Annotated in this window: 22 protein-coding genes; 15 read left to right on the top strand and 7 right to left on the bottom strand. The window is 69.8% G+C overall.

Going from position 1 to position 20,833, the window contains the following annotated elements:
• Positions 1 to 61: 61 nt before the first annotated feature.
• Genes ftsE through ACJ8AN_RS00865 form a run of 5 tightly spaced genes read left to right on the top strand, consistent with a single transcriptional unit; the run spans position 62 to position 5,147 of the window.
• Complete coding sequence (gene ftsE, locus ACJ8AN_RS00845) at positions 62 to 757, top strand: cell division ATP-binding protein FtsE (RefSeq protein ID WP_407753252.1); 696 nt, start codon at positions 62 to 64, stop codon at positions 755 to 757.
• A complete protein-coding gene (locus ACJ8AN_RS00850) occupies positions 754 to 1,656 on the top strand; it encodes a cell division protein FtsX (protein ID WP_407753253.1) in 903 nt (300 codons plus the stop codon). Before ftsE ends, ACJ8AN_RS00850 begins: the two co-directional genes overlap by 4 nt.
• The gene (locus ACJ8AN_RS00855; protein ID WP_407753254.1) at positions 1,653 to 2,834 is read left to right on the top strand and encodes a murein hydrolase activator EnvC family protein; all 1,182 of its coding nucleotides are present in this window, start codon (positions 1,653 to 1,655) and stop codon (positions 2,832 to 2,834) included. The genes ACJ8AN_RS00850 and ACJ8AN_RS00855 overlap by 4 nt, the downstream gene beginning before the upstream one ends.
• Positions 2,835 to 2,865: 31 nt before the next feature.
• Positions 2,866 to 3,750, top strand: coding sequence for an alpha/beta fold hydrolase (locus ACJ8AN_RS00860; protein ID WP_407753255.1), 885 nt, complete (start codon positions 2,866 to 2,868; stop codon positions 3,748 to 3,750).
• A gap of 38 nt (positions 3,751 to 3,788) precedes the next feature.
• Positions 3,789 to 5,147, top strand: a complete 1,359-nt coding sequence (locus tag ACJ8AN_RS00865) for a S41 family peptidase (RefSeq protein WP_407753256.1) — start codon at positions 3,789 to 3,791, stop codon at positions 5,145 to 5,147.
• Between the two features lie 26 nt (positions 5,148 to 5,173).
• Here the strand turns inward: ACJ8AN_RS00865 and ACJ8AN_RS00870 are convergent, their stop codons facing one another.
• Both ACJ8AN_RS00870 and ACJ8AN_RS00875 read right to left on the bottom strand, forming a co-directional pair.
• On the bottom strand, positions 5,174 to 6,076 hold the full coding sequence (locus tag ACJ8AN_RS00870) for a DUF3455 domain-containing protein (RefSeq protein ID WP_407753257.1): 903 nt from the start codon (positions 6,074 to 6,076) through the stop codon (positions 5,174 to 5,176).
• Positions 6,077 to 6,183: 107 nt separating this feature from the next.
• Positions 6,184 to 6,972 (bottom strand): glutaminyl-peptide cyclotransferase, encoded by a 789-nt coding sequence (locus ACJ8AN_RS00875; RefSeq protein WP_407753258.1) that lies wholly within the window; start codon positions 6,970 to 6,972, stop codon positions 6,184 to 6,186.
• Between the two features lie 49 nt (positions 6,973 to 7,021).
• Between ACJ8AN_RS00875 and ACJ8AN_RS00880 the strand changes: the two genes are divergently transcribed.
• Entirely contained in the window at positions 7,022 to 7,795 is a 774-nt protein-coding gene (locus ACJ8AN_RS00880) for a class I SAM-dependent methyltransferase (protein WP_407753259.1), read from the top strand.
• Positions 7,796 to 7,822: 27 nt separating this feature from the next.
• On the opposite strand, the gene ACJ8AN_RS00885 is transcribed toward ACJ8AN_RS00880, so the two are convergent.
• The 3 genes from ACJ8AN_RS00885 to ACJ8AN_RS00895 all read right to left on the bottom strand — a co-directional run bounded on the left by ACJ8AN_RS00885 (position 7,823) and on the right by ACJ8AN_RS00895 (position 10,580).
• A complete protein-coding gene (locus ACJ8AN_RS00885; protein WP_407753260.1) occupies positions 7,823 to 8,773 on the bottom strand; it encodes an L-lactate dehydrogenase in 951 nt (316 codons plus the stop codon).
• 135 nt (positions 8,774 to 8,908) lie between these two features.
• The gene (thrS, locus tag ACJ8AN_RS00890; protein WP_407753261.1) at positions 8,909 to 10,114 is read right to left on the bottom strand and encodes a threonine--tRNA ligase; all 1,206 of its coding nucleotides are present in this window, start codon (positions 10,112 to 10,114) and stop codon (positions 8,909 to 8,911) included.
• Between the two features lie 295 nt (positions 10,115 to 10,409).
• Entirely contained in the window at positions 10,410 to 10,580 is a 171-nt protein-coding gene (locus tag ACJ8AN_RS00895) for a hypothetical protein (protein ID WP_407753383.1), read from the bottom strand.
• Between the two features lie 14 nt (positions 10,581 to 10,594).
• On the opposite strand from ACJ8AN_RS00895, the gene ACJ8AN_RS00900 reads away from it, so the two are divergent.
• The 3 genes from ACJ8AN_RS00900 (at position 10,595) to ACJ8AN_RS00910 (ending at position 11,901) form a co-directional block, all read left to right on the top strand.
• On the top strand, positions 10,595 to 10,876 hold the full coding sequence (locus tag ACJ8AN_RS00900; protein WP_407753379.1) for a LysR substrate-binding domain-containing protein: 282 nt from the start codon (positions 10,595 to 10,597) through the stop codon (positions 10,874 to 10,876).
• Positions 10,877 to 11,058: 182 nt separating this feature from the next.
• Positions 11,059 to 11,721 (top strand): sterol desaturase family protein, encoded by a 663-nt coding sequence (locus tag ACJ8AN_RS00905; RefSeq protein ID WP_407753262.1) that lies wholly within the window; start codon positions 11,059 to 11,061, stop codon positions 11,719 to 11,721.
• 27 nt (positions 11,722 to 11,748) lie between these two features.
• On the top strand, positions 11,749 to 11,901 hold the full coding sequence (locus ACJ8AN_RS00910; protein ID WP_407753263.1) for a hypothetical protein: 153 nt from the start codon (positions 11,749 to 11,751) through the stop codon (positions 11,899 to 11,901).
• Here ACJ8AN_RS00910 and gspC read toward each other — a convergent pair.
• Entirely contained in the window at positions 11,868 to 12,758 is an 891-nt protein-coding gene (gene gspC, locus ACJ8AN_RS00915; RefSeq protein ID WP_407753264.1) for a type II secretion system protein GspC, read from the bottom strand. The two genes, ACJ8AN_RS00910 and gspC, sit on opposite strands and share 34 nt — an antisense overlap.
• Positions 12,759 to 12,948: 190 nt before the next feature.
• On the opposite strand from gspC, the gene ACJ8AN_RS00920 reads away from it, so the two are divergent.
• The 3 genes from ACJ8AN_RS00920 (at position 12,949) to ACJ8AN_RS00930 (ending at position 16,777) form a co-directional block, all read left to right on the top strand.
• Entirely contained in the window at positions 12,949 to 13,797 is an 849-nt protein-coding gene (locus tag ACJ8AN_RS00920; protein WP_407753265.1) for an MBL fold metallo-hydrolase, read from the top strand.
• Between the two features lie 199 nt (positions 13,798 to 13,996).
• Complete coding sequence (locus ACJ8AN_RS00925; protein WP_407753266.1) at positions 13,997 to 14,986, top strand: D-alanine--D-alanine ligase; 990 nt, start codon at positions 13,997 to 13,999, stop codon at positions 14,984 to 14,986.
• A 273-nt stretch (positions 14,987 to 15,259) separates the two neighbouring features.
• Complete coding sequence (locus tag ACJ8AN_RS00930) at positions 15,260 to 16,777, top strand: cellulose synthase family protein (RefSeq protein WP_407753267.1); 1,518 nt, start codon at positions 15,260 to 15,262, stop codon at positions 16,775 to 16,777.
• Positions 16,778 to 16,785: 8 nt separating this feature from the next.
• Here ACJ8AN_RS00930 and ACJ8AN_RS00935 read toward each other — a convergent pair whose 3' ends face one another.
• Positions 16,786 to 17,364, bottom strand: coding sequence for a hypothetical protein (locus ACJ8AN_RS00935; RefSeq protein ID WP_407753268.1), 579 nt, complete (start codon positions 17,362 to 17,364; stop codon positions 16,786 to 16,788).
• A gap of 85 nt (positions 17,365 to 17,449) precedes the next feature.
• On the opposite strand from ACJ8AN_RS00935, the gene ACJ8AN_RS00940 reads away from it, so the two are divergent.
• From ACJ8AN_RS00940 to ACJ8AN_RS00950, 3 genes are read left to right on the top strand one after another with little or no spacing between them, the layout of a single operon-like run.
• A complete protein-coding gene (locus ACJ8AN_RS00940; protein WP_407753269.1) occupies positions 17,450 to 18,466 on the top strand; it encodes a PEGA domain-containing protein in 1,017 nt (338 codons plus the stop codon).
• Between the two features lie 32 nt (positions 18,467 to 18,498).
• Entirely contained in the window at positions 18,499 to 20,268 is a 1,770-nt protein-coding gene (locus ACJ8AN_RS00945) for a M1 family aminopeptidase (RefSeq protein ID WP_407753270.1), read from the top strand.
• Positions 20,269 to 20,271: 3 nt separating this feature from the next.
• Positions 20,272 to 20,811 carry a DUF1697 domain-containing protein gene (locus ACJ8AN_RS00950; RefSeq protein ID WP_407753271.1) on the top strand — a complete coding sequence of 180 codons (540 nt, stop codon included), beginning with the start codon at positions 20,272 to 20,274 and terminating at the stop codon, positions 20,809 to 20,811.
• Positions 20,812 to 20,833: the final 22 nt, after the last annotated feature.

Here is a 20,833-nt window from a genome sequence, read left to right on the forward strand (position 1 = left end):
CCGCTCATCGGCGGCCGTGCGTTTGCCCTCCGGTGCTTCGGAGGCGATGATCGCCCCGCCGATGATTCAGATGTTTCACGTCTACAAGGCGTATCCGGGCGACCCCCCCGTCCTCTCGGACATCAACCTCCACGTGGAGAAGGGCGAGTTCGTCTTCCTCACCGGGCCCTCGGGCGCGGGGAAGACGACGCTCATGAAGCTCATCTTCTGCGGGGAGAAAGCCACCAAGGGACAGGTGCTGGTGGGCGGGCGCAACATCGCGCGCATCCGTGAGTCGGCCGTGCCCTACCTGCGGCGCAACATCGGGGTGGTGTTCCAGGACTTCAAGCTGCTGCCGCACCGCACGGTGGAGGAGAACGTGGCCTTCGCCCTGGACGTGCTGGGCGTGCCCCGGGCCCAGGCGCGCGAGCGCGTGCAGCGCATGCTCAAGCTGGTGGGCCTGCAGCACAAGTCGGGCTCGCTGCCGCTGAAGCTCTCCGGTGGTGAGCAGCAGCGCGTGGTCATCGCCCGGGCGCTCGTGAACGACCCGACCATCCTCCTGGCCGACGAGCCCACGGGCAACCTGGACCCGGCGCTCACGCTGGAGATCATGGATCTGCTGATGGACGTGAACGCGCGCGGCACCACGGTGCTGGTGGCCACCCACGACACCAGCCTCATCACCCGCTACCAGAAGCGCACGCTGCGGCTGGAGCGCGGAATGGTTGTGTCGGACGAGGACGGTGTGAAGGCCGCCCGGCGGATGGCGGCGGGATGAGCGCGCTGGCGAAGGCGGCGTACTTCTGGCGCTCGGCGGCCTCGGGCCTGCGGCATGCGCCCTTCGTGCACTTCATCGCGGTGACCACCATCGCCATCGCCCTCTTCTCCGCGGGGCTCGCGCAGGCCATGGGGCGCATGGTGGACGCGCTCATCGGCTCCATGGGCGGCGAGGTGCAGGTGACGGTGTACCTCTCCCCCGGGCTCGACGAGGAGGCCGCCGTGGTGCTCCAGGAGCGCATGGTGGCCATGAGCGGAGGCCGGGCCACGCTGGTGCCTCCGCAAGCCGCGCTCTCGCGCCTGGAGAAGGAGCTGGGCGACCTGGGCGAGGCACTGGCCCACCTGCCGGAGAACCCGCTGCCGCCCTCGCTGGAGCTGGAGGTTCCCCAGGAGCGGCGCACCCCCGGCGCGCTCAGGGCCCTGGCGCAGCAGCTGCGCGCCCTGCCCGGCGTCACCGGCGTGGACTACGGCGAGGAGGCGGTGGAGCGGCTCTCGGCCATCTCCAAGGCGCTGCGCTACGGCGGCTGGGTGGCCTTCGCCGTGGTGCTGCTGGCCACCGTCGTCATCGTGTCCGCGACGCTGCAGCTCGCCATCTACGCGCGGCGCGAGGAGATTGAAATCCAGAAGCTGGTGGGCGCGACGGATCGCTTCGTCAAGGCGCCCTTCCTCATCGAGGGTTTCCTCCAGGGACTGCTCGGGGCCGGGGTGGCGCTGGCGGGACTGGTGACCTTCGAGCGGGTGCTCGGGCCCGGCATGGCCTCGCTCTTCTCCTTCCTCGTGGGGTCCGGCGGCATGGCACCGCTGCTGGAGCCGGGCCTCGCGCTGGAGCTGCTGGTGGCGGGCTGCGGGCTGGGACTCGGCGGCAGCTTCATCGCGGTGGGGCGCTTCCTGCGGGTATGAGCCGGCTCGTCCTCCTCTGGCTGCTGCTGTGGGGTGGCGTGGCCCTGTCCCAGGACGAGGCCCCGGCGCAGCCGTCCGCGCAGGCCGAGGACGCCGCGTCCCCGCCGGCCGCGCCGCAGGACGAGGCGGCCGAGCGGGAGGCCATCCGCGAGAAGCTCGCCACGCAGCGGGCGGCGCTCGCGCTCATCGAGTCGCGCAAGGTGTCCGCGCTCGAGGTGCTGGAGATGGTGGAGCAGCGGGCGGCCACCAGCTCGCAGCGGGTGAAGGCGCTGGAGAAGGATCTGGCCGTGTTCCGCAAGCGCCTGGCCGTGGCCGAGCAGGAGGACGCGGTGACGCAGGAGATGCTGCGCGACCAGATGCGGCGGCTGTCCCCGCGGCTGTGGGGCATGTACCGGCTGATGCGGCGCCGGCCGCTGGAGGTGCTGCTGAGCGCGAAGGACTTCTCCGCCATGGTGTGGCGCTCGCGCGCGCTGCGGGCGACGCTGGAGGAGGACCTGAGACTGTTGCGCACGGTGCAGCGGGTGGCGCGGCTGCGGCGCCAGGCGGCGGCCGAGCTGCGGCGGTTACAGGGCTCGCTGGACGTGCGGCTGGGCTTCCTGCGTGAGCAGGCCTCGCTGGCGAAGGCACAGCAGGAGGCGCTCGAGGAGATTGTCGGCGCCATCAAGGGCGAGGCGGAGCTGGCGCGGCGCATGGTGCGCGAGCTGGAGCAGGCGGACGTGGACCTGACGCGCGTCATCCAGGAGATGAACGAGGGGCCGGCCACCTCGGGCTTCGGAGCGCTCAAGGGCAAGCTGCCGTTCCCCGCGCCGGGCGCCATCGAGGTGGGCTTCGGCCGGGTGGTGAATCCGCGCTTCAACACCGTCACCGTGCAGAAGGGCGTGGACATCCGCGCGGCCGCGGGCTCGCCGGTGAAGGCGGTGGCCGAGGGCACCGTGGCCTACGCGGGGTGGATGCGCGGCTACGGCAACCTGCTCATCCTCGACCACGGGGGCGGCTACCACTCGCTGGTGGCCCACCTGGCCTCCGTGGCCCAGCAGGTGGGCGCCCAGGTGGCGGCCGGTGACGTGGTGGGCGAGGTGGGAGACACGGGCTCGCTCAAGGGCGCCTACCTGTATTTCGAAATCCGCCGCGCCGGTCAGGCCGTGGACCCGGCCCCCTGGCTGTCGTCCGCTCGTTGATAGAGCCCCCACGGGAATGATGCGGTGCGGCATGGGGCTGGTTAATGTCCCCGCCGTGGATCTCATCTCAGGACTCCAGGAAGTCACCCGGCGCATGTTGGTGGCGCGCGGGGTGCGGTCGGGCATGGTGGACGTGGGCGGTCAGCCGCTCCACCACTACGAGCTGAAGGGCAGCGGCCAGGGGCCCACCGTGCTGCTGGTGCACGGGCTCGGCGGCACGGCCAACGGCTTCGCGCGCATCTTCTTCGGCCTGGCCAAACGCTTCGAGCGCGTGCTGGCGGTGGATATGCCCGGGCACGGCTTCTCGCCGGACTATTGCCTCGGGCCCACGTGCGTGCGCGGCCAGTACGAGCTGCTGGTGCGCTACTGCCGCGAGGTGGTGGGCGGCCCGTCCTTCGTGGTGGGCAACTCGCTGGGCGGGGCGCTGTCGGCGCAGCTGGCGACCGAGCACCCCGAGCTGGTGCGCGCGCTCGGGCTGGTGGCGCCCGCGGGAGCGGACGTGGGGCACGAGCTCATCCGCGAGGTGCTCGAGGCCATGGACGTGCGCACCGCCGAGCAGTCGCGAGCCCTCACCCGGCGCCTGTTCCACCGGCCACCCTGGCTCATGATGCTGTTCGCCGACACGCTGCGCGGCGTCTACTCCACGCCGGCGGTGCGCGCGCTGAGCGCGGACGCGCTGGCCACGGCCGAGTACCTCAAGGCCGAGGAGCTCCAGAAGCTCGCCATGCCGGTGCTCTTCGTGTGGGGTGGGAGTGAGAAATTGCTGCCCCACCAAAGCCTGGACTTCTTCCGCACGTACCTGCCGGCGCATGCGCGGGTGAGGGTGGTGGAGCAGTTCGGCCACATCCCGCACGTGGAGCGGCCGAACGAGCTGGTGTCGGAGCTGGTGCGGTTCGCGGACAGTGCCGGGCTGTAGGAGGGCCGGGGCGCGGGCCGGGTGCTAGAGTTGGCCCCATGCGCTCCCTGCACTCCTGGCGCGCGGCGCTCGCCGCGGGCCTGTTGCTCCTGGCTCCCCCGGCGCGGGCCGATGGACGTGAGCCCGCCTCCACCAACACGCCCACGTACGAGCAGCTCGAGGTGTTCGCCCGCGTGCTCTCGTACGTGGAGAACAACTACGTGGAGCCGGTGGACGACAAGAAGCTGATGCAGGGCGCCATCAAGGGAATGCTGGAGACGTTGGATCCCCACACCGTCTTCATGCCGCCCGAGGTCTTCAAGGAGATGAAGATCGACACCTCCGGCGAGTTCGGAGGGCTGGGCATCGAGGTGGCGCGCAAGGGCGACAGCATCGTGGTGGTGGCGCCGATCGACGACACGCCAGCGGCGCGCGCGGGCATCCGGGCGGGAGACGAGCTGGTCGCCATCGACGGCGAGAGCACGCAGGGCATGGGCGTGGGAGATGTGCTGCAGCGGATGCGGGGCCCGGCGGGCAAGCGGGTGCTGCTGACCCTCATGCGCGAGGGCTTCAACGCGCCGCGCGAGCTGGCCATCATCCGGGACCACATCCGCATCATCTCGGTGGAGGGCGCGCTGTACGGAGGCATCGCCCACCTGAAGGTGAAGAACTTCCAGGACCGCACGGCGCTGTACCTGCGCAAGGAGCTGGACCGGCTGCGGGAGCAGAACGGAGGCAAGCCGCTGCGCGGGGCGGTGCTGGACCTGCGCAACAACCCGGGAGGGCTGGTGGACCAGGCGGTGGCGGTGAGTGACCTGTGGCTGCCGGGGAACCTGCCCATCGTGAGCACGCGCGGGCGCAACGGCATCAAGGCGACCGAGGATCGGAGCAGGGACCGGGACACGGAGCCGGACTACCCGCTGGTGGTGCTGGTGAACGCGGGGAGCGCGTCGGCGTCGGAGATCGTCGCGGGAGCGCTGCAGGACTACGGTCGAGCGACCATCCTGGGCACGCAGACGTTCGGGAAGGGGAGCGTGCAGACGGTCATCGAGCTGGAGGATGGCTCGGGGCTGAAGCTGACCATCGCGCGCTACTACACGCCGAAGGGGCGGAGCATCCAGGAGAAGGGAATTACGCCGGACTACCAGGTGCCGGAGACCGCGGGCACCAAGGGGATGAAGGACCCGCAGCCGCGCGAGAAGGACCTGGAGCGGCACTTCAAGGCGGAGCCGTCGGTGGCGAGCGAGTCCGACGTGGTGGCGAAGCCGAAGGGCCTGCCCGAGAGCGTGCGCGACTGGGACGTGGCGGCGAAGCTGACGGACTACCAGTTGAAGATGGCGCTGAGCTACCTCAACAGCGTGGCGAACGCGGGAGCGAAGGCGCCGGCGCCCGTGAAGGCGAGCAACGAGACGCGCTGAGCCCGCTTCCCCTCTGCTCGAAGGAGCTACGGAGGCGTGAGGACGTCGATGAAGTAGTAGTCCGCCGAGTACGGCACTCGTTGCCGCTTGCCCACGTCCGCGGCGCCGCCGCAACCCGTTGCCGGGGCAATCCCTCCCGTCGTATTGAGCCGGAGCGCGTAGCCCGTCTGGGTCCCGTCGGACGTGGTCCTCGAAAACACCTCGGAGGGGAGCCCCTGGTCGATGCGCGCGACGTTGGCGACCCGCAGCTGTGGGACGTTGTCCGGCCCATTGGGGACCGAGGCTTCGACGGCGCCGACGAAGAGCGTCTGACCGGACGTGGGCGTTCCCTGGTCGAGCGCCGGAGCGGAGACGCGCCACGACGGGCCCACGGGTGGCGTGCCGGTGGGCGGGCCGTAATCAATGCCACCCGGGTAGCGGAAGTGGTCGAGGATCAACGTCTCCAGGTTCTGGACGGGCTGGGTGGTGAGGGGCTGGAGGCCCGCCTCGGGCTGGAGGAACGTCCAGGCGAAGCCGCTCCCGCTCTGGCGGCACTCGTAGACCTGGGCCGCTGGCGCCGAGCGCGTGTAATCCGGCATGGCGGACATGGTGCTGGTACCCAGGGGAGGTGGCTCCGCGGGCGTATCCACCGTCTTGTAAGCGGCCACGATGTGCGCGGAGGGCCGCGAACCCGACGGGCGGCCGAGCAGCTCTCGCAGATCGTACTGCGCACCACCGAGCGTCACCTGCACGAGTGCTTCCGGCACGTTGCCCGGCAGTTCCCCGGGAGCGTATTGGGAGAGCTGCTTCGTGGCCTCGGTCGCGGCGCGCGCTCGCTCGCCCGTGTCGGAAGTGCCTTCGTTCTCGTCCTCGTCACATCCCGTGAGGGCGCCGACGCAGGGCGCGAGCGCGGCGATGACGCAAAAGATTTTCACGGGGAAAGGCTTCAAGGTCGCCCTCCTTCGATAAGCACGAAGGGTGGTAGCGGCCTTCCGCGCCCACAATCCGTTCTACCGGAGGAGCGCGTGTTCTCTGCCCTACGCAACAGGTGCGGCGGCTACCGGGACACGGTGCGAATCTGGAACATCTTCGGCCAGTGCTTCCCGGTGACGATGAGCCGGTCTCGCGCCGAGTCGTAGGCAATGCCGTTCAGCACGTCCTCGTTGCCGGTGCGGTCCTCGTCCTTGAGCAGCCCCGTGAGATCGATCCACCCTGTCACTCGCCCCGTGGCCGGGTCGATCCGCGCGATGCTGCCGGTCCTCCACACGTTCGCGTAGACCTCGCCCTTGATGTACTCCAGCTCGTTGAGCTCGGAGACCTGGCGTCCGTCATCGGTCACCGTGATGGAGCGCTGCACCGTGAGCGTCTGGGGATCCAGGAAGCGCAGCGTGCTCGTCCCATCGCTCAGGATGAGCGACGTGCCATCGTCGGTGAGTCCCCAGCCCTCGGTGGCGTAGTTGAACTGGCCCACCTGCTGGAACGTCGCGGCGTCGTAGATGAAGCCCACATGCGAGCGCCAGGTGAGCTGGTAGAGCCGGCCCTTGAAGAAGTCTATCCCCTCGCCGAAGTACTCCCGCGCGAGGTCGTGCCTGCGCAGCACCGCGCCCGTCTCGAGCTCCACCTCGCGAAGGCTCGACTGCCCGTTGAGGCCCGTGCCCTCGTACAGCTTGCCGTCGCGGTACACGAGCCCCTGCGTGAAGGCGTTGGGGTCATGGGGCCAGCTCTGGACGACCTCGAAGCCGGACACGGGCGCGCTCGCCGCGGCGTGGATTTCATTACGGCAGGCGAACACGGTGAGGAACAGCAGGGGAGAGAGCCGCGCGAGCGCGGAACGTCGAGAGTTCACGATGAATGCTCCTGGAGCAGGCGGCTTCCATCTTATGCTCGCGGCCCCTATGCGTACTCTCCTCTCCGTCGCGTTCCTGTCACTGGCGGGCTGTGCCCACACGGCGCAGCCCTCGTCCTCCACCCCCGCCGCGAGCTCCTCGGCGGCCTCGCAGGCCATCGTCGCCGCGCCGGACCGGCCCGAGTCCGACCGGGCGCTCGACGCGGGGCGCCACCCCGCGGCCCTGCTCGAGTTCGTGGGTGTCCAGCCCGGCATGAAGGTCGCCGAGCTCATGGCCGGTGGCGGCTACACCACCGAGCTGCTCGCCCGCGCCGTGGGCCCCACGGGCGTCGTCTATGGCGAGAACCCCCACGTCGTGCTCGAGCGCTTCGCCGAGAAGCCTTGGAGCGAGCGGCTCGCCCGCCCCGTCAACAAGAACGTGGTGCGCGTGGACCGTGAGCTCGATGATCCGCTGCCGCCCGAGGCCACCCAGCTCGACGCCGTGGTGAGCAACATCATCTACCACGACAGCGTGTGGCTGGGGACCGACCGCGCGAAGATGAACGCGGCCATCTTCCGCGCGCTCAAGCCGGGCGGTGTCTACGTCGTCCTCGACTCGAGCGCGAAGCCCGGAACCGGTGTGAACGACGCGCAGACGCTGCACCGCATCGACGAGCAGACCGTGCGCTCCGAGGTGCTCGCCGCTGGCTTCCAGCTCGGGGCCGAGAGCGACGTGTGGCGCAACCCGGAGGACACCCGGGACTGGAACTCCAGCCCGAAGGCCGCGGGTGAGCGCCGTGGCACCAGCGACCGCTTCGCGCTGAAGTTCGTCAAGTCGCGCTGAGCCGCTCCCGTTCGCGCGCTGGGAGGCTCAAAAGCCCAGCGTGCGGATGGCCTGACGGATGGTGTCGGCGCTGCGCCGCAGGCCCTCTCGCTCCGAGTCGCTCAAGGGCAGCTCCAGCACCGCCTCCACGCCCTTGCGGTTGACGATGCTCGGCACGCTCAGACACACGTCGGTGATGCCGAGGTAGCCGTCCATGCGCGAGCTCACGGGCAGCACCCGCTGCTCGTCGTGCAGCACCGACTCGAGAATCTGCACCGTGGCCAGGCCGATGGCGTAGTTGGTGGCGCCCTTGCCCTTGATGATGTGGTAGGCGGCGTTGCGCACGTTGTCGAAGATGCGGGTGCGGTCCTCGTCCGTCACCCGCGCGCGTCCGGGCACCGCCCACTGCAGGAGGGGCACGCCGCCCACCGACGCCGAGCTCCACAGCGGAAGCTCCGAGTCCCCGTGCTCGCCCGCGATGAAGGCGTGCACGTTCTGCACCGCCACGTTGAGGTGGCGCGCCAGCAGGAAGCGGAAGCGCGAGGAGTCCAGCACCGTGCCGCTGCCGAACACGCGCCGCGCCGGCTGCCCGCTCAGCTTCTGCACCACGTACGTCAGCACGTCCACCGGGTTGGTCACCACCAGCAGCAGCGCATCCGGCGCCACCTTCAGCAGCTGCGGCACCAGCGAGCGGCACAGCTCCACGTTCTCGCCCGCCAGCTCCATCCGCGTCTGCCCCGGTTTCTGCTTGGCCCCCGCGGTGATGACCACCACGTCCGCGCCCGCGCAGACGTTGAGGTCGTCCGAGCCCTCCAGCGTGGCCATGGGGACGAACTGCAGTCCGTGGTTGAGGTCGAGCACCTCGGCGTCCACCTTGGCCCGGTTGACGTCGTAGAGGGCGAGCTGCCGGGCCACGCCACGAATCATGGCGGCATAGGCGATGGTGGCCCCCACCGCGCCGGCTCCGATGATGGCAATCTTGTTCACGCGCTCAGGCATAGGCGGCGCAGCCAAGCACAGCCGGGCGTCATGGCTCCAGGTTCCTGGCCGCCTGCCGTCGAGCCGACGACGGGACACGCGTTCGTGACCGACACTTCCGGGGGCGGTGACCTCGTGGGGCCACCGCCCCCTCCCTCACGCGGCGGCCGAGGGCCGGCACTCGGCGACGAGCGCCGCCACCGCCTCCTCCCAGGACAGGTCGCGCTGCTCTCCGTCCCGCCGCCGCAGCCGCACGGCGTTCTTCTCCACCTCGCGATTGCCCACCACCACGAGCCACGGCACACCGGCCTGGTGTGAGTCGACGATCTTCCGCGAGAGCGACTCGGCCCGCGCATCCACGCTCACGCGGCAGCCCAGCTCGCGCAGCTTCGCGGCGAAGCGCCCGGCGTACCCGGCGGCCGACTCGCCCACCGGGGCCACCACCACCTGCTCCGGCGCCAGCCACGCGGGCAGCGCGCCCCCGTGGTGCTCCAGCAGGATGCCGATGAAGCGCTCCAGGCTTCCGAGCATCGCGCGGTGGAGCATCATCGGCCGGCGCTTCTGTCCCGAGGCGTCCACGTAGCTCAGGTCGAAGCGCTCGGGCAGCACGAGATCGAGCTGGATCGTCCCGCACTGCCAGGCCCGGCCGAGCCGGTCCTTCAGCACGAACTCCAGCTTGGGCCCGTAGAAGGCGCCCTGGCCCGGTTGCATGAGGCAGTGGAGGCCCGCCTGTTTCGCGGCCTCGAGCAGCAGCGATTCGGCCAGATCCCACACCTCGTCACTGCCGGCGCGCTGGGCGGGGCGGCTGGAGAAGGCCACCTCCACGTGCTCGAAGCCGAAGTCGGCATAGAAGGCGTGGAGCGAGCGGCAGAAGCGGAAGACCTCCTCGCGCATCTGCTCCTCGGCACAGAAGACGTGGCCATCGTCTTGCGTGAACTGGCGCAGGCGGAACAGGCCGTGGAGCGCTCCGCCCGGCTCGTTGCGGTGCACGAGCCCGAACTCACCCAGCCGCAGGGGCAGGTCGCGGTAGCTGGGCGCCATGCGCTGCACGAGCTGGATGTGGCCCGGGCAGTTCACCGGCTTCACCGCGAGGTGCCGCCCGCCCTCGTCGGCGAGCTGGAACATGTTCTCGCGGAAGTTCTCCCAGTGGCCGCTGCGCTCCCAGATGGGCTGGGCGAGGATTTGCGGCGTCCTCACTTCGCTGTAGCCCTCGCGTTGCATCTGCAACCGGACACGGCTCTCGATGAGCCGGTAGAGCAGGTAGCCGCGCGAGTGCCAGAAGACCATGCCGGGCGCCTCCTCCTGCAGGTGGAAGAGGTCCAGTCGCTGGCCAAGGGAACGGTGATCGTGTTCGTCGAGCATTGCAGTCTCCGAGTCGGGACAAGAGGCCAACCGGTCGGAGCACTGAGCGCTTGCACGGACGCCCCGGCCGGTGAAGGCGGGGCAGGGAACCGTGCGTCCGTCAGCTCACGACACGCACGAGTCCGCTCCCGCCGGTGTTGGTGGCGGTGGTGGTCGTCGTGGTCGTGGCGAACGAGAAGCTCACGCGCTGCAAGGTGCGCGTGGGCGTTTTTTTTGTCAAGCCGGGTTCCGAAGACTGTCCGGCCGCCGTGCAACGCGCTCGGCGGCCGGTGCGAGGGTTTCGTCAGGCTCGCCGCTACGCACCCGTCCTTTGCAACTCCATGAGCCGCGCCACCGTGCGGCGTGCCCCCATGGCCCGGGCGTAGTCGAGCGCCGAACGCTTGTCTGCATCCGTTTGCTCGAGCGCCGCGCCGCGCGAGAGCAGCAGCTCGAGCACCTCCAGCCGGTCGAACATGGCCGCGAACATGGGGGCCCGGTGTCATTGCGACCATCGCGCCCTACGTGCTGCCCGAGGTTGTCCCCTCCCTGGTGAAGCAGTACCCCCGGCTGCGGATCCGCCTGCGCGAGGACAAGACGGAGCTGCTCGTGCGTGCCCTCGAGGAGGGACGGTTGGACGCGGCCCTGCTGGCGCTCGTCCCCGAGCTGGGCGACCTGGAGCACGCCGTCATCGCCGAGGATCCGTTCGTCGTCGCGGTGCCTCCGGGGCACGCGCTGGCGAAGAAGAAGCAGGTGCAGCTCGGGGCCTCGGCGAAGCGCTCCTGACGGAGGGGGACCTCCGGGCGCGTTTTCCCGCAACTGGTCCGATGGTCGTACCAGTCCGCGAAAAATGCGCCCGGGAGGGGCAGGGGTTCAGCGCACCGGGTACGTCAGGCGGAGCCGGGTGATGCGTCGGTCGAGGTCCGATGGACGTCCGGCCTGGCTCGTCGGCGGCTCTGGGGGGCACCATGCATTTCGAGCTCGAAGCATTCCTCGGTCGTTACCAGTTCCCGTGGATGATCGCCGTTCTCGTCTTGCTGCTCGTGCTCGAGACCTACCGGCCTCTCGTCCGGGAGCGGCGCGGGCGCCTCGTCCGCGGATTGCGCCACGGAGGGCTCTTCCTCCTGGGCCTCGGGGTCTTCGGCTTCATCATCGTCCTCACGAACACCCTGGCCGTGAGCGCCGCGGAGCATCACTTCGGTCTGCTCAACCGGGTGTCCCTGCCGGGCCCGGTCCACGTCGTGCTCGGGTTGCTCGTGCTCGACCTCGGGTCCTATGGCCGGCACGTGCTCTCGCACAAGGTGCCGCTCCTGTGGCGCCTGTACCGCGTCCACCACAGCGATCCGGAGCTGGATGTGACCACGCTCTTCCGGTTTCATCCCCTCGAGAGCCTCCTGGTGCTGCTCGGCCAGCTCGTGACGGTCGTGGCGTTCGGAGTCCCCGTGCTGGCGCTCCTCCTCTACGCCGTGCTCAACCTGACCTCGGAGTTGCTCCAGCACGCGAACCTCCGTCTGCCCGCCCGGGTAGACCGGTGGCTGTCGTGGGTGTTCACGAGCCCGGGCATGCACCATGTCCACCACTCGCGCCATGTCGAGCAGACCGACACCCATTACGCCGCCCTGTTCGCGTAGTGGGATCGGCTGTTCGGCACGTACCGCATGCCCCCCGAGGAGATGGATATCGAGCTCGGTCTCGCGGAGTTCGATGCGCCCCGGTACCAATCCTTCCGCGGGTTGATGGTGACTCCGTTCATCACGCCCGAGCCCACTCCCGCGCCTCAGCGCACCGAGTACGTCAGTCGCATCGGCTGACCGTTGCGCTCCACCTCCAGCTCCAGGCGCGGGGACTCGCGCATCTTCTGGTAGGCCTCGAGTCCGCGCTCCACGCTGTCGAGCGAGAGCCCGTTGATGCGCTGCAGGACGTCCCCGTTCTGGAGGCCGATCCGGCTGTAGAGCGAGTCGGGCCGGATGGAGAACATCTTGAACCCCTGGGGCTTGCCGTCGCGGAAGGAGGGGACGACGCGCGCCTGCATCATGAGCTCGTTGGGGTTGGCGAGCGCCTTGTCCAGGTCGTTGCGCGAGACCTCGTAGCTCTGTGGCCCGAGCTGGCGGACGTCGATAGCGGGCTTCGCGCCTGAAGCCACTGGAGGCAGGGTGGCTTTCGGGTCCATGCCCTGGGGCGCCGCGTCCGTCGCCGTCGGGCCGATGTACTCCACCCGCCCCGAGTTCAAGAGCAGCACCCGGGTGCGCTCGATGGCGATGACTTGTGCTCCCTGGAGGTCACCGCCCATCCAGATCGAGCGCGTGCGGTGCGTGGCGCCCTCGTACACGGAGGCGAAGGTGGCCGAGGGGTGGGTGCCCATCATCGTGCCCAACAGCCTGAGGCCCAGCGTGTTCGGCGTGGGCTCGTCTCCGGACGTGGAAGCGGGGATGACCTTCTCGCGCAATTTGTCCGGCAGCCCGAGGTAGCGGGCGAGCGGCGCCAGGGCCAGGGGCGTCGCCAGCTCCTCCTGGGGCCGCTTCGTCCGGGGTGCTTCTTCCTGGAGCGAGGGCGGGGGCTGGAGCCAGGCGTCCAGCACCGAGCTCACCGCATGGGCCATCACCAGGCAGGTGCATGCGGCGGTGACGAGGGTGAGTGCACGGAACGTGGGACGGAGGAGGGTGGACATCGGAGGTCTCCCGGAAGCGAGCGTGGATGCCGGTGCACAGAGCAAGGCCGGGACCAACGCGCGCACCAGGGGCCTCTCCAGAGGGAAGAGGGGGGTCCTTCGTCCCGTGCCGCTCGCCGCGAGCACGACAAGCTGTCAGTTGTGGCAAGCGGAGCGTGACAGCCCGTCCCCATCCGCTAGCCTCCCGGGAATGCTCACCGAGGTCAGCGCGGGGCCCTATACGATTCGAGGTATTTCGGTCGGCGGCGTGTACACGTCGCTCCAGGTGCCGGAGCTCGGCGTCGTGCTCGATGCCGGTGTGCCCATCCGCTCCTTCGCCGGCACGGATCGCATCTTCTTGAGCCACGGCCACTCCGACCACGCGAGCGCGCTCGGCTCGCTGCTCGGCATCCGGACGCTCATCGGCAAGGGGCCTCCCCAGGTGTTCCTGCCCGCGGAGATCGAAGCCCCCGTGCGCGAGTCGCTCGCCGTCCAGGGCCGCCTGCACCGCATGTCCACGGACATCGAGACCGTCCCCATGAATCCGGGCGACACGCAGCACCTCGGGCACGGGCTGTGGGTGCGCGCCTTCCGCACGCATCACTCGGTGCCCTCGCTCTGCTACCAGTTCTTCCGCCGCGTCTCGAAGCTCAAGCCCGAGTTCCAGTCGCTCCCCCCCGAGGAGATCGGCCGGCGGCGCAGGGCCGGTGAGCCCCTCTTCGACGAGGTGGACCGGCTCGAGCTCTCCTATGCCACCGACACGCTCTCGCGCGTGCTGGAGACCGCTCCCTCGCTGCTCGAGAGCCGGGTGCTGATTCTCGAGTGCACGTTCATCGATCCCAAGCGCACCGTGCAGGATGCCCAGGAGCGCTTGCACATCCACCTCGATGAAATTCTCGCCCGGGCCGAGCGCTTCCAGAACGAGGCCCTCGTGCTCATGCACTTCAGTCAGGCCTACCACCCCGATGAGGTGCACTCCGTGATTCAGGCCCGTGTCCCCGAGAGCCTGCGGGAGAGGTTACGGATTTTCGCTCCCACCTCGGGCCGCTGGTTCGGGTGAACGGGGGTTGTGGCTCCATTGCCGCGCCGTGGTCCTCGGGACACGCTCGCTCCGTGTGGGAACTCGCTCCCGGTGTCCCGATGTGCCGGAAAGACGGGGCTTTGCAGCAGCCGGGCGAGCATGTTTCCACCTCGAACCCGCCTGCTCTCGGCTGGCATCCCGCGTGCTGTAGTCCCCTGACAAGGAGGAATCCAAAGTCATGGGCAAGCGCGTCGGTGTTCTGATGGGTGGTTGGGGCGAGGAGCGGGAGATTTCCTTGAAGACCGGTGAGGCCGTCGTGGCGGCCCTCGAGGCGCGTGGCCATTCGGTGAGCCGCGTCTTCGCCGGCCCTGGTCTGGACCGCGCCCTGCGCTCGGCCGAGCTCGACGTGGCCTTCGTCGCCCTCCACGGCCGCATGGGCGAGGACGGCAAGGTGCAGGGCCTGCTCGAGCTCATGGGCCTGCCCTATACGGGCTCGGGCGTGCTCGCCTCCGCGCTCGCCATGAACAAGCCCATGGCCAAGAAGCTCTTCCGCCTCCACAACCTCCCCACGCCCCAGGGCTACCGCGTGGGCCGCACGGACGTCTCCCGCGCCCTGGAACTCCACGGCGACCTCGGCTTCCCCTGCGTGGTGAAGCCCGCGTGCGGCGGCTCCTCCGTGGGCCTCTCCCTGGTGCGCGAGCCCGAGGCGCTCGTCTCCGCCGTGGCCCTGGCCTGCCGCTTCGGCGGCGAGGCCCTCGTGGAGCGCATGGCCCGTGGCCGCGAAGTGACGGTGGGCATCGTGGGTGACGAGGTGCTCGGCACCTGTGAGATCGCCACCCCGCGCGAGGGCTTCGACTACGACGCCAAGTACAAGGGCGGCTCGCGCTACTTCCTCCCCGCGCGCCTGTCCCCCACGCGCCTGTCCAACGTGGAGTCGCTCGCGCTCGCCGCCTATCGCGCCCTGGGCTGCCGCGGTTATGGCCGGGTGGACCTCATCTGCTCGGAGGACGAGAACGACGTCATCCTCGAGGTGAACACCCTGCCGGGGATGACGCCCGTCAGCCTCCTGCCGAAGATCGCGGCCCAAAAGGGTCTCGATTTCCCCGCGCTGGTGGAGCGGATCCTGTCGCTCGCCACCCGCGACGAGGTGGACGTGGCCGAGGCGCCCCTGGCCCCCGAGGTGCCCCTGGCCGTGCCCTCCGCGCTGCCCCAGCGCGCCGCGAGCTGAGGCGGGGAAGACCTCGGAGGCCGCGGGTTTGCTCGGCCTCCCAGGGCTCCACGCCCGGTCCTGGTACCGACAACCATTTGACAGTCACCTGACGCGTCCCTATTGTCCGGCGCTCGTTGCCGCCCGGATAAGACAAACCCTTGTCATTCCGGACACATACGAGGCGGGGGGCTCCGCTCGGCCGGGTTCGGCGGTCCGTGTGGGTCGGTTTTTCTACTCCGCCGAGCAGGGTAAGGACCGCGGCGACTTCACCCGCGGTAGGGGCCAGGTCAGATGACCACCGTCGAGACCATCTTCTTGGGCGTGTACTTCGGCGTCCTGTGCGTGCTTGCGGTCTATGGATCGCACCGCTACCGGATGGCGTATCTGTACTACCGCCACAAGTTCAAGCTGCCGACTCCCAAGGGGGCTCTGCCGGCGCTGCCCCGCGTCACCATCCAGCTGCCCATCTTCAACGAGATGTACGTGGTGGAGCGGCTGGTGGAGTCGGTGTGCCGCATCGACTACCCGCGTGAGCTGCTGGAGATCCAGGTGCTGGACGACTCCACGGACGAGACGTGTGGCATCGCCCGCGCGTGCGTGGAGCGCCACCGGCAGAAGGGCCACGACATCGTCTACATCCACCGCGTCAACCGCCAGGGCTTCAAGGCGGGCGCGCTGGAGAACGGCCTGCTGACGGCCAAGGGCGAGTACGTGGCGGTGTTCGACGCGGACTTCGTGCCCACGCCGGACTTCCTGCTGCGCACGGTGCCCTTCTTCGCCGACTCCAAGGTGGGCATGGTGCAGGTGCGCTGGGGCCACCTCAACCGCGAGTACTCCATCCTCACCCAGGCCCAGAGCATCTTCCTCGACGGCCACTTCATCATCGAGCACACCGCGCGCAACCGCTCGGGCTGCTTCTTCAACTTCAACGGCACGGCGGGCATCTGGCGCCGCGTCACCATCTCGGACGCGGGCGGCTGGCAGCACGACACCCTCACCGAGGACCTGGACCTGAGCTACCGCGCCCAGGTGAAGGGCTGGCAGTTCATCTTCCTGCCCGAGGTCGTCTCGCCGGCCGAAGTGCCCGTGGAGATGAACGCCTTCAAGAGCCAGCAGCACCGCTGGGCCAAGGGCTCCATCCAGACGGCGCGCAAGCTGCTGCCGATGATTCTCAAGAGCGACCTGCCCTTCGCCGTCAAGCGCGAGGCCTTCTTCCACCTCACCAACAACCTGGCCTACCTGTTGATGGTGGTGCTCAGCGCCCTCATGCCGCTGTCCATGGTGGTGCGCTTCCAGCACGGCCTGTACGGCACGCTCTTCCTGGACCTGCCCTTCTTCCTGAGCGCCACCGCCAGCGTGTGCGCCTTCTACGTCGCCGCCCAGCGTGAGCGCGGCGCCAGGGGCTGGGAGCGGGTGAAGTACCTGCCCTTCCTCATGAGCCTGGGCATCGGCCTGGCCATCAACAACGCCCGCGCCGTGCTCGAGGCGCTCCTGGGCCAGCAGTCCGGCTTCACCCGCACCCCGAAGACGGGCGCCGAGGGCAAGAAGCTCGCCGTCGTCAAGAAGAGCTACCGCGGCGACAAGACCTGGATGCCCATCCTCGAGCTGTCCTTCGCGGCCTACTTCACCGGCGCGCTGTGGTTCGCCATCGACAAGCACATCTACAGCTCGGTGCCCTTCATCCTGCTGTTCCAGCTCGGCTTCCTGTACGTCGGCGTCTCCAGCCTCCTGCAGGGCCGCCTGAAGTTCAGCGAGTCCGCTCCCGCTCCCGTCAAGGTCAGCGAGGAGCAGACCCGCCGCGCCGCGTAGCCGGGCGCTCAGTGCCCCGCCGGAGTCCCCGCGTCTCCCGTCGTGGGGACTCCCGCATCCGGGGTCCCCGCATCCGGGGTCCCCGCGTCCGGGGCTCCCCGCAGCAGCCGCTGCTCCTTCCACACCGGCTTGGGGCCACTCGCCGCCGGCTTGCAGTCCTCGTCCACCGCCGTCGAGGCCACCGAGCGCAGCGTCAGCCCCTGCTCGTCACACACCGTCGCCTGCGTGGGGAAGCGCACCGGGCACTCGGTCCCCGTGCGCGAGAACGTCGTCGCCCGCGTCTCCCCCACGAAGCCGTCCGGTGTCCGGTTCAGCACGATGCGCACCGCCGTCCCCCCGTCCGTCCGCACCTCCCCGCCCTCGCGAGCACGCGCCAGCGTCAGCGTCAAGGTGCCCCCGTCATCCTCCCCGAGGTACCGGAACGCGGGGTTGTCCGTATGGTGGTACTCGCCTGCCTGGCCGCGCTCGCACCCCGGCGGCACCCGGATGGGCGGCGCCGCCGAGGGCAGGGCAGGGGTCCGGGCCGGACAGGCCGTGAGGGCGGCGGCGAGGCCACCCGCTACAATCCAGGGAATCGGTCGTGACATGGGGCGGCCATCCTCCCCCAACCCGTCCCCCGGGTGGACTCCTGTTTGACCCCTCTGTCCCGACTCTCTAACCTTTGTCCCCGTCATGCTCCTGCGCCGCGCCTTCCTGATCGCATTGGTCCTCTGCCTCGCCGCGCCTGCTTCCGCCTTCGCGCAGGGCATGGACGACATGCTCGCCCCCCTCACCTCGTCCAAGGGCAAGGGGAAGGGCAAGGGCAAGGGCAAGACCACCCCTCCCCGCACGCCCAAGACTCCGAAGACGTCGAAGACGGCCAAGGGCTCGAAGACGGGCAGGGGCAAGGGCGGCAAGCAGCAGCTCGCCACCCCCGAGCCCGAGCCCCAGGAGCAGCAGACTCCGGCCGCTCCGGCGGATGAGCTCCTCGCGCCGCTCGTCAAGAAGACCGAGCTGCTCGTGAAGCTCAATGCCCCCGTGCGCGGCGCGCGCCTGTTCGTCGATGACAAGGACCTTGGCCCGATTCCGAAGACGGGCCTCGAGGTGACTCCCGGCGAGCACACCGTGGTGGTGCGCCGGATGGGCTACCGCGACTTCTCCCGGCGCGTCACCGCCGCCGAGGGCGAGTCCACCGAGGTGGGCGTGCTGATGGAGGCCACCGTGGCCTTCGTGTCCGTGAAGGCCGATGTGCCGGGCTCGCGCGTGCTCATCAACGGCGAGGACAAGGGCACGGTTCCGCTCGACGGCGTGATGCTGCCGCCTGGCACCCACGACATCGTCGTCCAGCGCGAGGGCTTCCGCCCCGAGACGCAGCGCATCGCCGTGCGCGCCGGCAAGGAGTACACCGTCGACGTCAACCTGCGCCCGGAGGCCGTGGCCAGCGCCGACGAGCCCCGCAAGCCGCACCTCACGCCGAGCACCACCCAGTCGCCCTCGCCGCTCACCCAGCAGACGCCGTCCGTGTCGAGCGACACGCCGCTCACCAAGCGCTGGTACTTCTGGGCCGGCGTGGGCGCCGTCGTCACCGCCGCCGCCGTGGGCACCGTGGTCGCCACCTCCTCGCAGCCGCTGGATCCGAACAAGGTCTGCGGCGGCACCTGCGACGGTGTCATCAACCGCCCGACAGGCGGCGGGTTGTTCCAGTTCTGAGCCTCGGAGGACGCGGGTGTAACATCCCCGCCATGTCCTCACTCCTGCGTCGCTGGCCGCTGTTGGCGCTGCTGCTCGTGCCTGGGGTCGCTCCCGCCGCGGACTTCGTCCCTCCCGAGGTGCAGTTCTCCCTCCAGCACCTCAAGTCCGAGGAGAAGGCCCGCGCCGCTCAGGCGCTCGGGCCCCTGGAGGAGCTGCCGCGCTACCAGGTGCAGCTCGAGGTGGACCCCAAGGCGCGCAAGGTGACGGGCCACCTGCGGGTGGAGCTGACCGTGCGCAAGGCGCCACTGGAGGCCGTCCACCTGCGCGTCACGCCCAATGCGTTCAACCCGCAGGTGGCGCTCTCGGAAGTGAAGGTGAACGGGCAGCCCGTGAAGCTGCAGCACCCCGAGGACAGCCTCTACCGCGCCCCGCTCGCGAGCCCCGTGGCCCCGGGCAATCCGGTGGTGGTGGAGCTCGACCTCGAGGCGCGCGTGCCTCGCGCGGCGCCGGGCTCGAACTCGCTGCTGGGCTCGCTGGGCGCGGCGGGTGGGGCAGGGGACTACGGCGCCTTCGCCGCCATGGATGACTTCATGAGCCTGGTGGGCGTGGTGCCCCTGGTGCCTCCGCTCGATGCGAGCGGCAACCCCTGGGCGGGCCCCACCGGCGTGGGCGACCTGGCGCTGTACGAGCCCTCGAACGTGCTCGCCAACATCATCGTCCCCGCGGGCTGGAAGGTGTTCGCCACGGGCGTCGCCATGGGCGAGCTGCCCCAGAAGGACGGCCGCGTGCGCTTCAGCTTCGCCGCGGGCGCCGTGCGCGACTTCCCCGTGTTCGCCTCGCGCGGCTATCAGAGCGCCACCACGACGGTGAATGGCGTCACCGTGGAGAGCTACTTCGCCGCCCGGGACACCGTGGTGGGCAAGCGCGTGCTGACGTACGCCAGTGACGCGCTCACCGAGTTCGAGCGGCACCTCGGCCCGCTGCCCTTCAAGTCCTTCCGCGTGGTGGAGGCCCCGCTGTCCGGAGGCGCGGGCGGCATGGAGTTCCCCGGGCTCGTCACGGTGGGCACGGCGCTCTACCGCGGGGTGGGGGACCCCAACAGCGCGCTCGAGGGCATGCCGGGCATGGGGCAGATGCAGAGCCTGCTGCAGTCCATGGGTGGGGACACGGCGCCGCTCGCGCAGCTCGGCAAGACGCTGGAGCGCACGCTCGAGTTCACCGTGGCCCACGAGGTGGCGCACCAGTACTTCGCGGGGCTGGTGGGCTCGGATCCGATCAACGCGCCGGTGGTGGACGAGTCGCTCGCCCAATACGCGGCGGTGCTCTACATGGAGTGGAAGCACGGGAAGGCGGTGGCCGAGCAGGTGCGGCAGGAGTCGCTCGTGTCGGCCTACCACCTGTTCCGGCTCTCGGGAGGCAAGGACGCGGCGGCGGACCGGCCCACGTCGGCCTTCGACGACTCGATGCAGTACGGCGCACTGGTGTACGGCAAGGCGCCGCTGCTGCACCACGCCTCGCGCAAGCTGATGGGGGACGAGGCCTTCTTCAAGGGCCTGCGCTCCTACGTGGACACGTACCGCTTCAAGTGGTCGTGCACGGACTGCTTCACCAAGGAGCTGGCCAAGGCGAGCCCCTCGAAGGCCGCGGAGCTCGAGCGCCTGCGCGTGCGCTGGTGGAAGGAGGCCCATGGTGACGAGGACCTCGGCAAGGCGAACATGGGCGCGCTCCTGGGGGCCGGGGTGGATGGGGAGTCGTTGGACCCGGAGACGCTCAAGCTGATGGAAGAGCTGCTGCCGGGCCTGATGAAGGAGCAGGAGTAGGCCATGCCCAGGTACATCGCCCTGCTGCGCGGCATCAACGTCGGTGGCAACAAGAAGGTCCCCATGGCCCAGCTCCGCGAGCTGATGGAGGGCCTCGGCTACACCGACGTCGCCACGCTGCTCCAGAGCGGCAACGCCGTCTTCACGAGCAAGGAGAAGAGCCCGGCCAAGGTCGGCAGACAGCTCGAGGTGGCCATCGCCAAGGAGTTCGGCTTCGAGGTCTCCGTCGTCATCCGCACGCGGGACGAGCTGGCCGCGGCCATCCAGGCCAACCCGCTGTCCGGCGCCGAGGACGACCCGTCCCACTTCCTCGTGACGTTCCTGTCCGACGCCCCCGAGCCGAAGAAGCTCGAGGCGATTGATCCGAAGGCGTACCTGCCCGACGAGTTCCGCGTGGTCGGGCGCGAAATCTACGCCCGGTTCCCCAAGGGCATCGGGGACTCGAAGCTCGCCACTGTGCTCGGCGGGCCGCGCCTGGGCGTCACTCCGACGGCCCGCAACTGGAACACCGTCCTCAAGCTGCTGGAGCTCGCCGATAGCTGAGCCCCATCGTCGAGCCGTGCCG

The sequence above is a fragment of the Archangium sp. genome (genome assembly GCF_045802675.1).
GTDB lineage: Bacteria > Myxococcota > Myxococcia > Myxococcales > Myxococcaceae > Archangium.

Excerpts from the sequence above, each read along its gene's own strand:
- ACJ8AN_RS00885 (WP_407753260.1), bottom strand. The coding sequence starts at position 8,773 with ATGCCTGAGCGCGTGAACAAGATTGCCATCATCGGAGCCGGCGCGGTG.
- ACJ8AN_RS00850 (WP_407753253.1), top strand. The coding sequence starts at position 754 with ATGAGCGCGCTGGCGAAGGCGGCGTACTTCTGGCGCTCGGCGGCCTCG.
- gspC (WP_407753264.1), bottom strand. The coding sequence starts at position 12,758 with ATGTCCACCCTCCTCCGTCCCACGTTCCGTGCACTCACCCTCGTCACC.
- ACJ8AN_RS00925 (WP_407753266.1), top strand. The coding sequence starts at position 13,997 with ATGGGCAAGCGCGTCGGTGTTCTGATGGGTGGTTGGGGCGAGGAGCGG.
- ACJ8AN_RS00865 (WP_407753256.1), top strand. The coding sequence starts at position 3,789 with ATGCGCTCCCTGCACTCCTGGCGCGCGGCGCTCGCCGCGGGCCTGTTG.
- ACJ8AN_RS00895 (WP_407753383.1), bottom strand. The coding sequence starts at position 10,580 with ATGTTCGCGGCCATGTTCGACCGGCTGGAGGTGCTCGAGCTGCTGCTC.
- ACJ8AN_RS00940 (WP_407753269.1), top strand. The coding sequence starts at position 17,450 with ATGCTCCTGCGCCGCGCCTTCCTGATCGCATTGGTCCTCTGCCTCGCC.
- ACJ8AN_RS00880 (WP_407753259.1), top strand. The coding sequence starts at position 7,022 with ATGCGTACTCTCCTCTCCGTCGCGTTCCTGTCACTGGCGGGCTGTGCC.
- ACJ8AN_RS00860 (WP_407753255.1), top strand. The coding sequence starts at position 2,866 with ATGGGGCTGGTTAATGTCCCCGCCGTGGATCTCATCTCAGGACTCCAG.
- ACJ8AN_RS00945 (WP_407753270.1), top strand. The coding sequence starts at position 18,499 with ATGTCCTCACTCCTGCGTCGCTGGCCGCTGTTGGCGCTGCTGCTCGTG.
- ftsE (WP_407753252.1), top strand. The coding sequence starts at position 62 with ATGATTCAGATGTTTCACGTCTACAAGGCGTATCCGGGCGACCCCCCC.
- ACJ8AN_RS00950 (WP_407753271.1), top strand. The coding sequence starts at position 20,272 with ATGCCCAGGTACATCGCCCTGCTGCGCGGCATCAACGTCGGTGGCAAC.
- thrS (WP_407753261.1), bottom strand. The coding sequence starts at position 10,114 with ATGCTCGACGAACACGATCACCGTTCCCTTGGCCAGCGACTGGACCTC.
- ACJ8AN_RS00930 (WP_407753267.1), top strand. The coding sequence starts at position 15,260 with ATGACCACCGTCGAGACCATCTTCTTGGGCGTGTACTTCGGCGTCCTG.
- ACJ8AN_RS00920 (WP_407753265.1), top strand. The coding sequence starts at position 12,949 with ATGCTCACCGAGGTCAGCGCGGGGCCCTATACGATTCGAGGTATTTCG.
- ACJ8AN_RS00910 (WP_407753263.1), top strand. The coding sequence starts at position 11,749 with ATGCCCCCCGAGGAGATGGATATCGAGCTCGGTCTCGCGGAGTTCGAT.
- ACJ8AN_RS00855 (WP_407753254.1), top strand. The coding sequence starts at position 1,653 with ATGAGCCGGCTCGTCCTCCTCTGGCTGCTGCTGTGGGGTGGCGTGGCC.
- ACJ8AN_RS00905 (WP_407753262.1), top strand. The coding sequence starts at position 11,059 with ATGCATTTCGAGCTCGAAGCATTCCTCGGTCGTTACCAGTTCCCGTGG.
- ACJ8AN_RS00935 (WP_407753268.1), bottom strand. The coding sequence starts at position 17,364 with ATGTCACGACCGATTCCCTGGATTGTAGCGGGTGGCCTCGCCGCCGCC.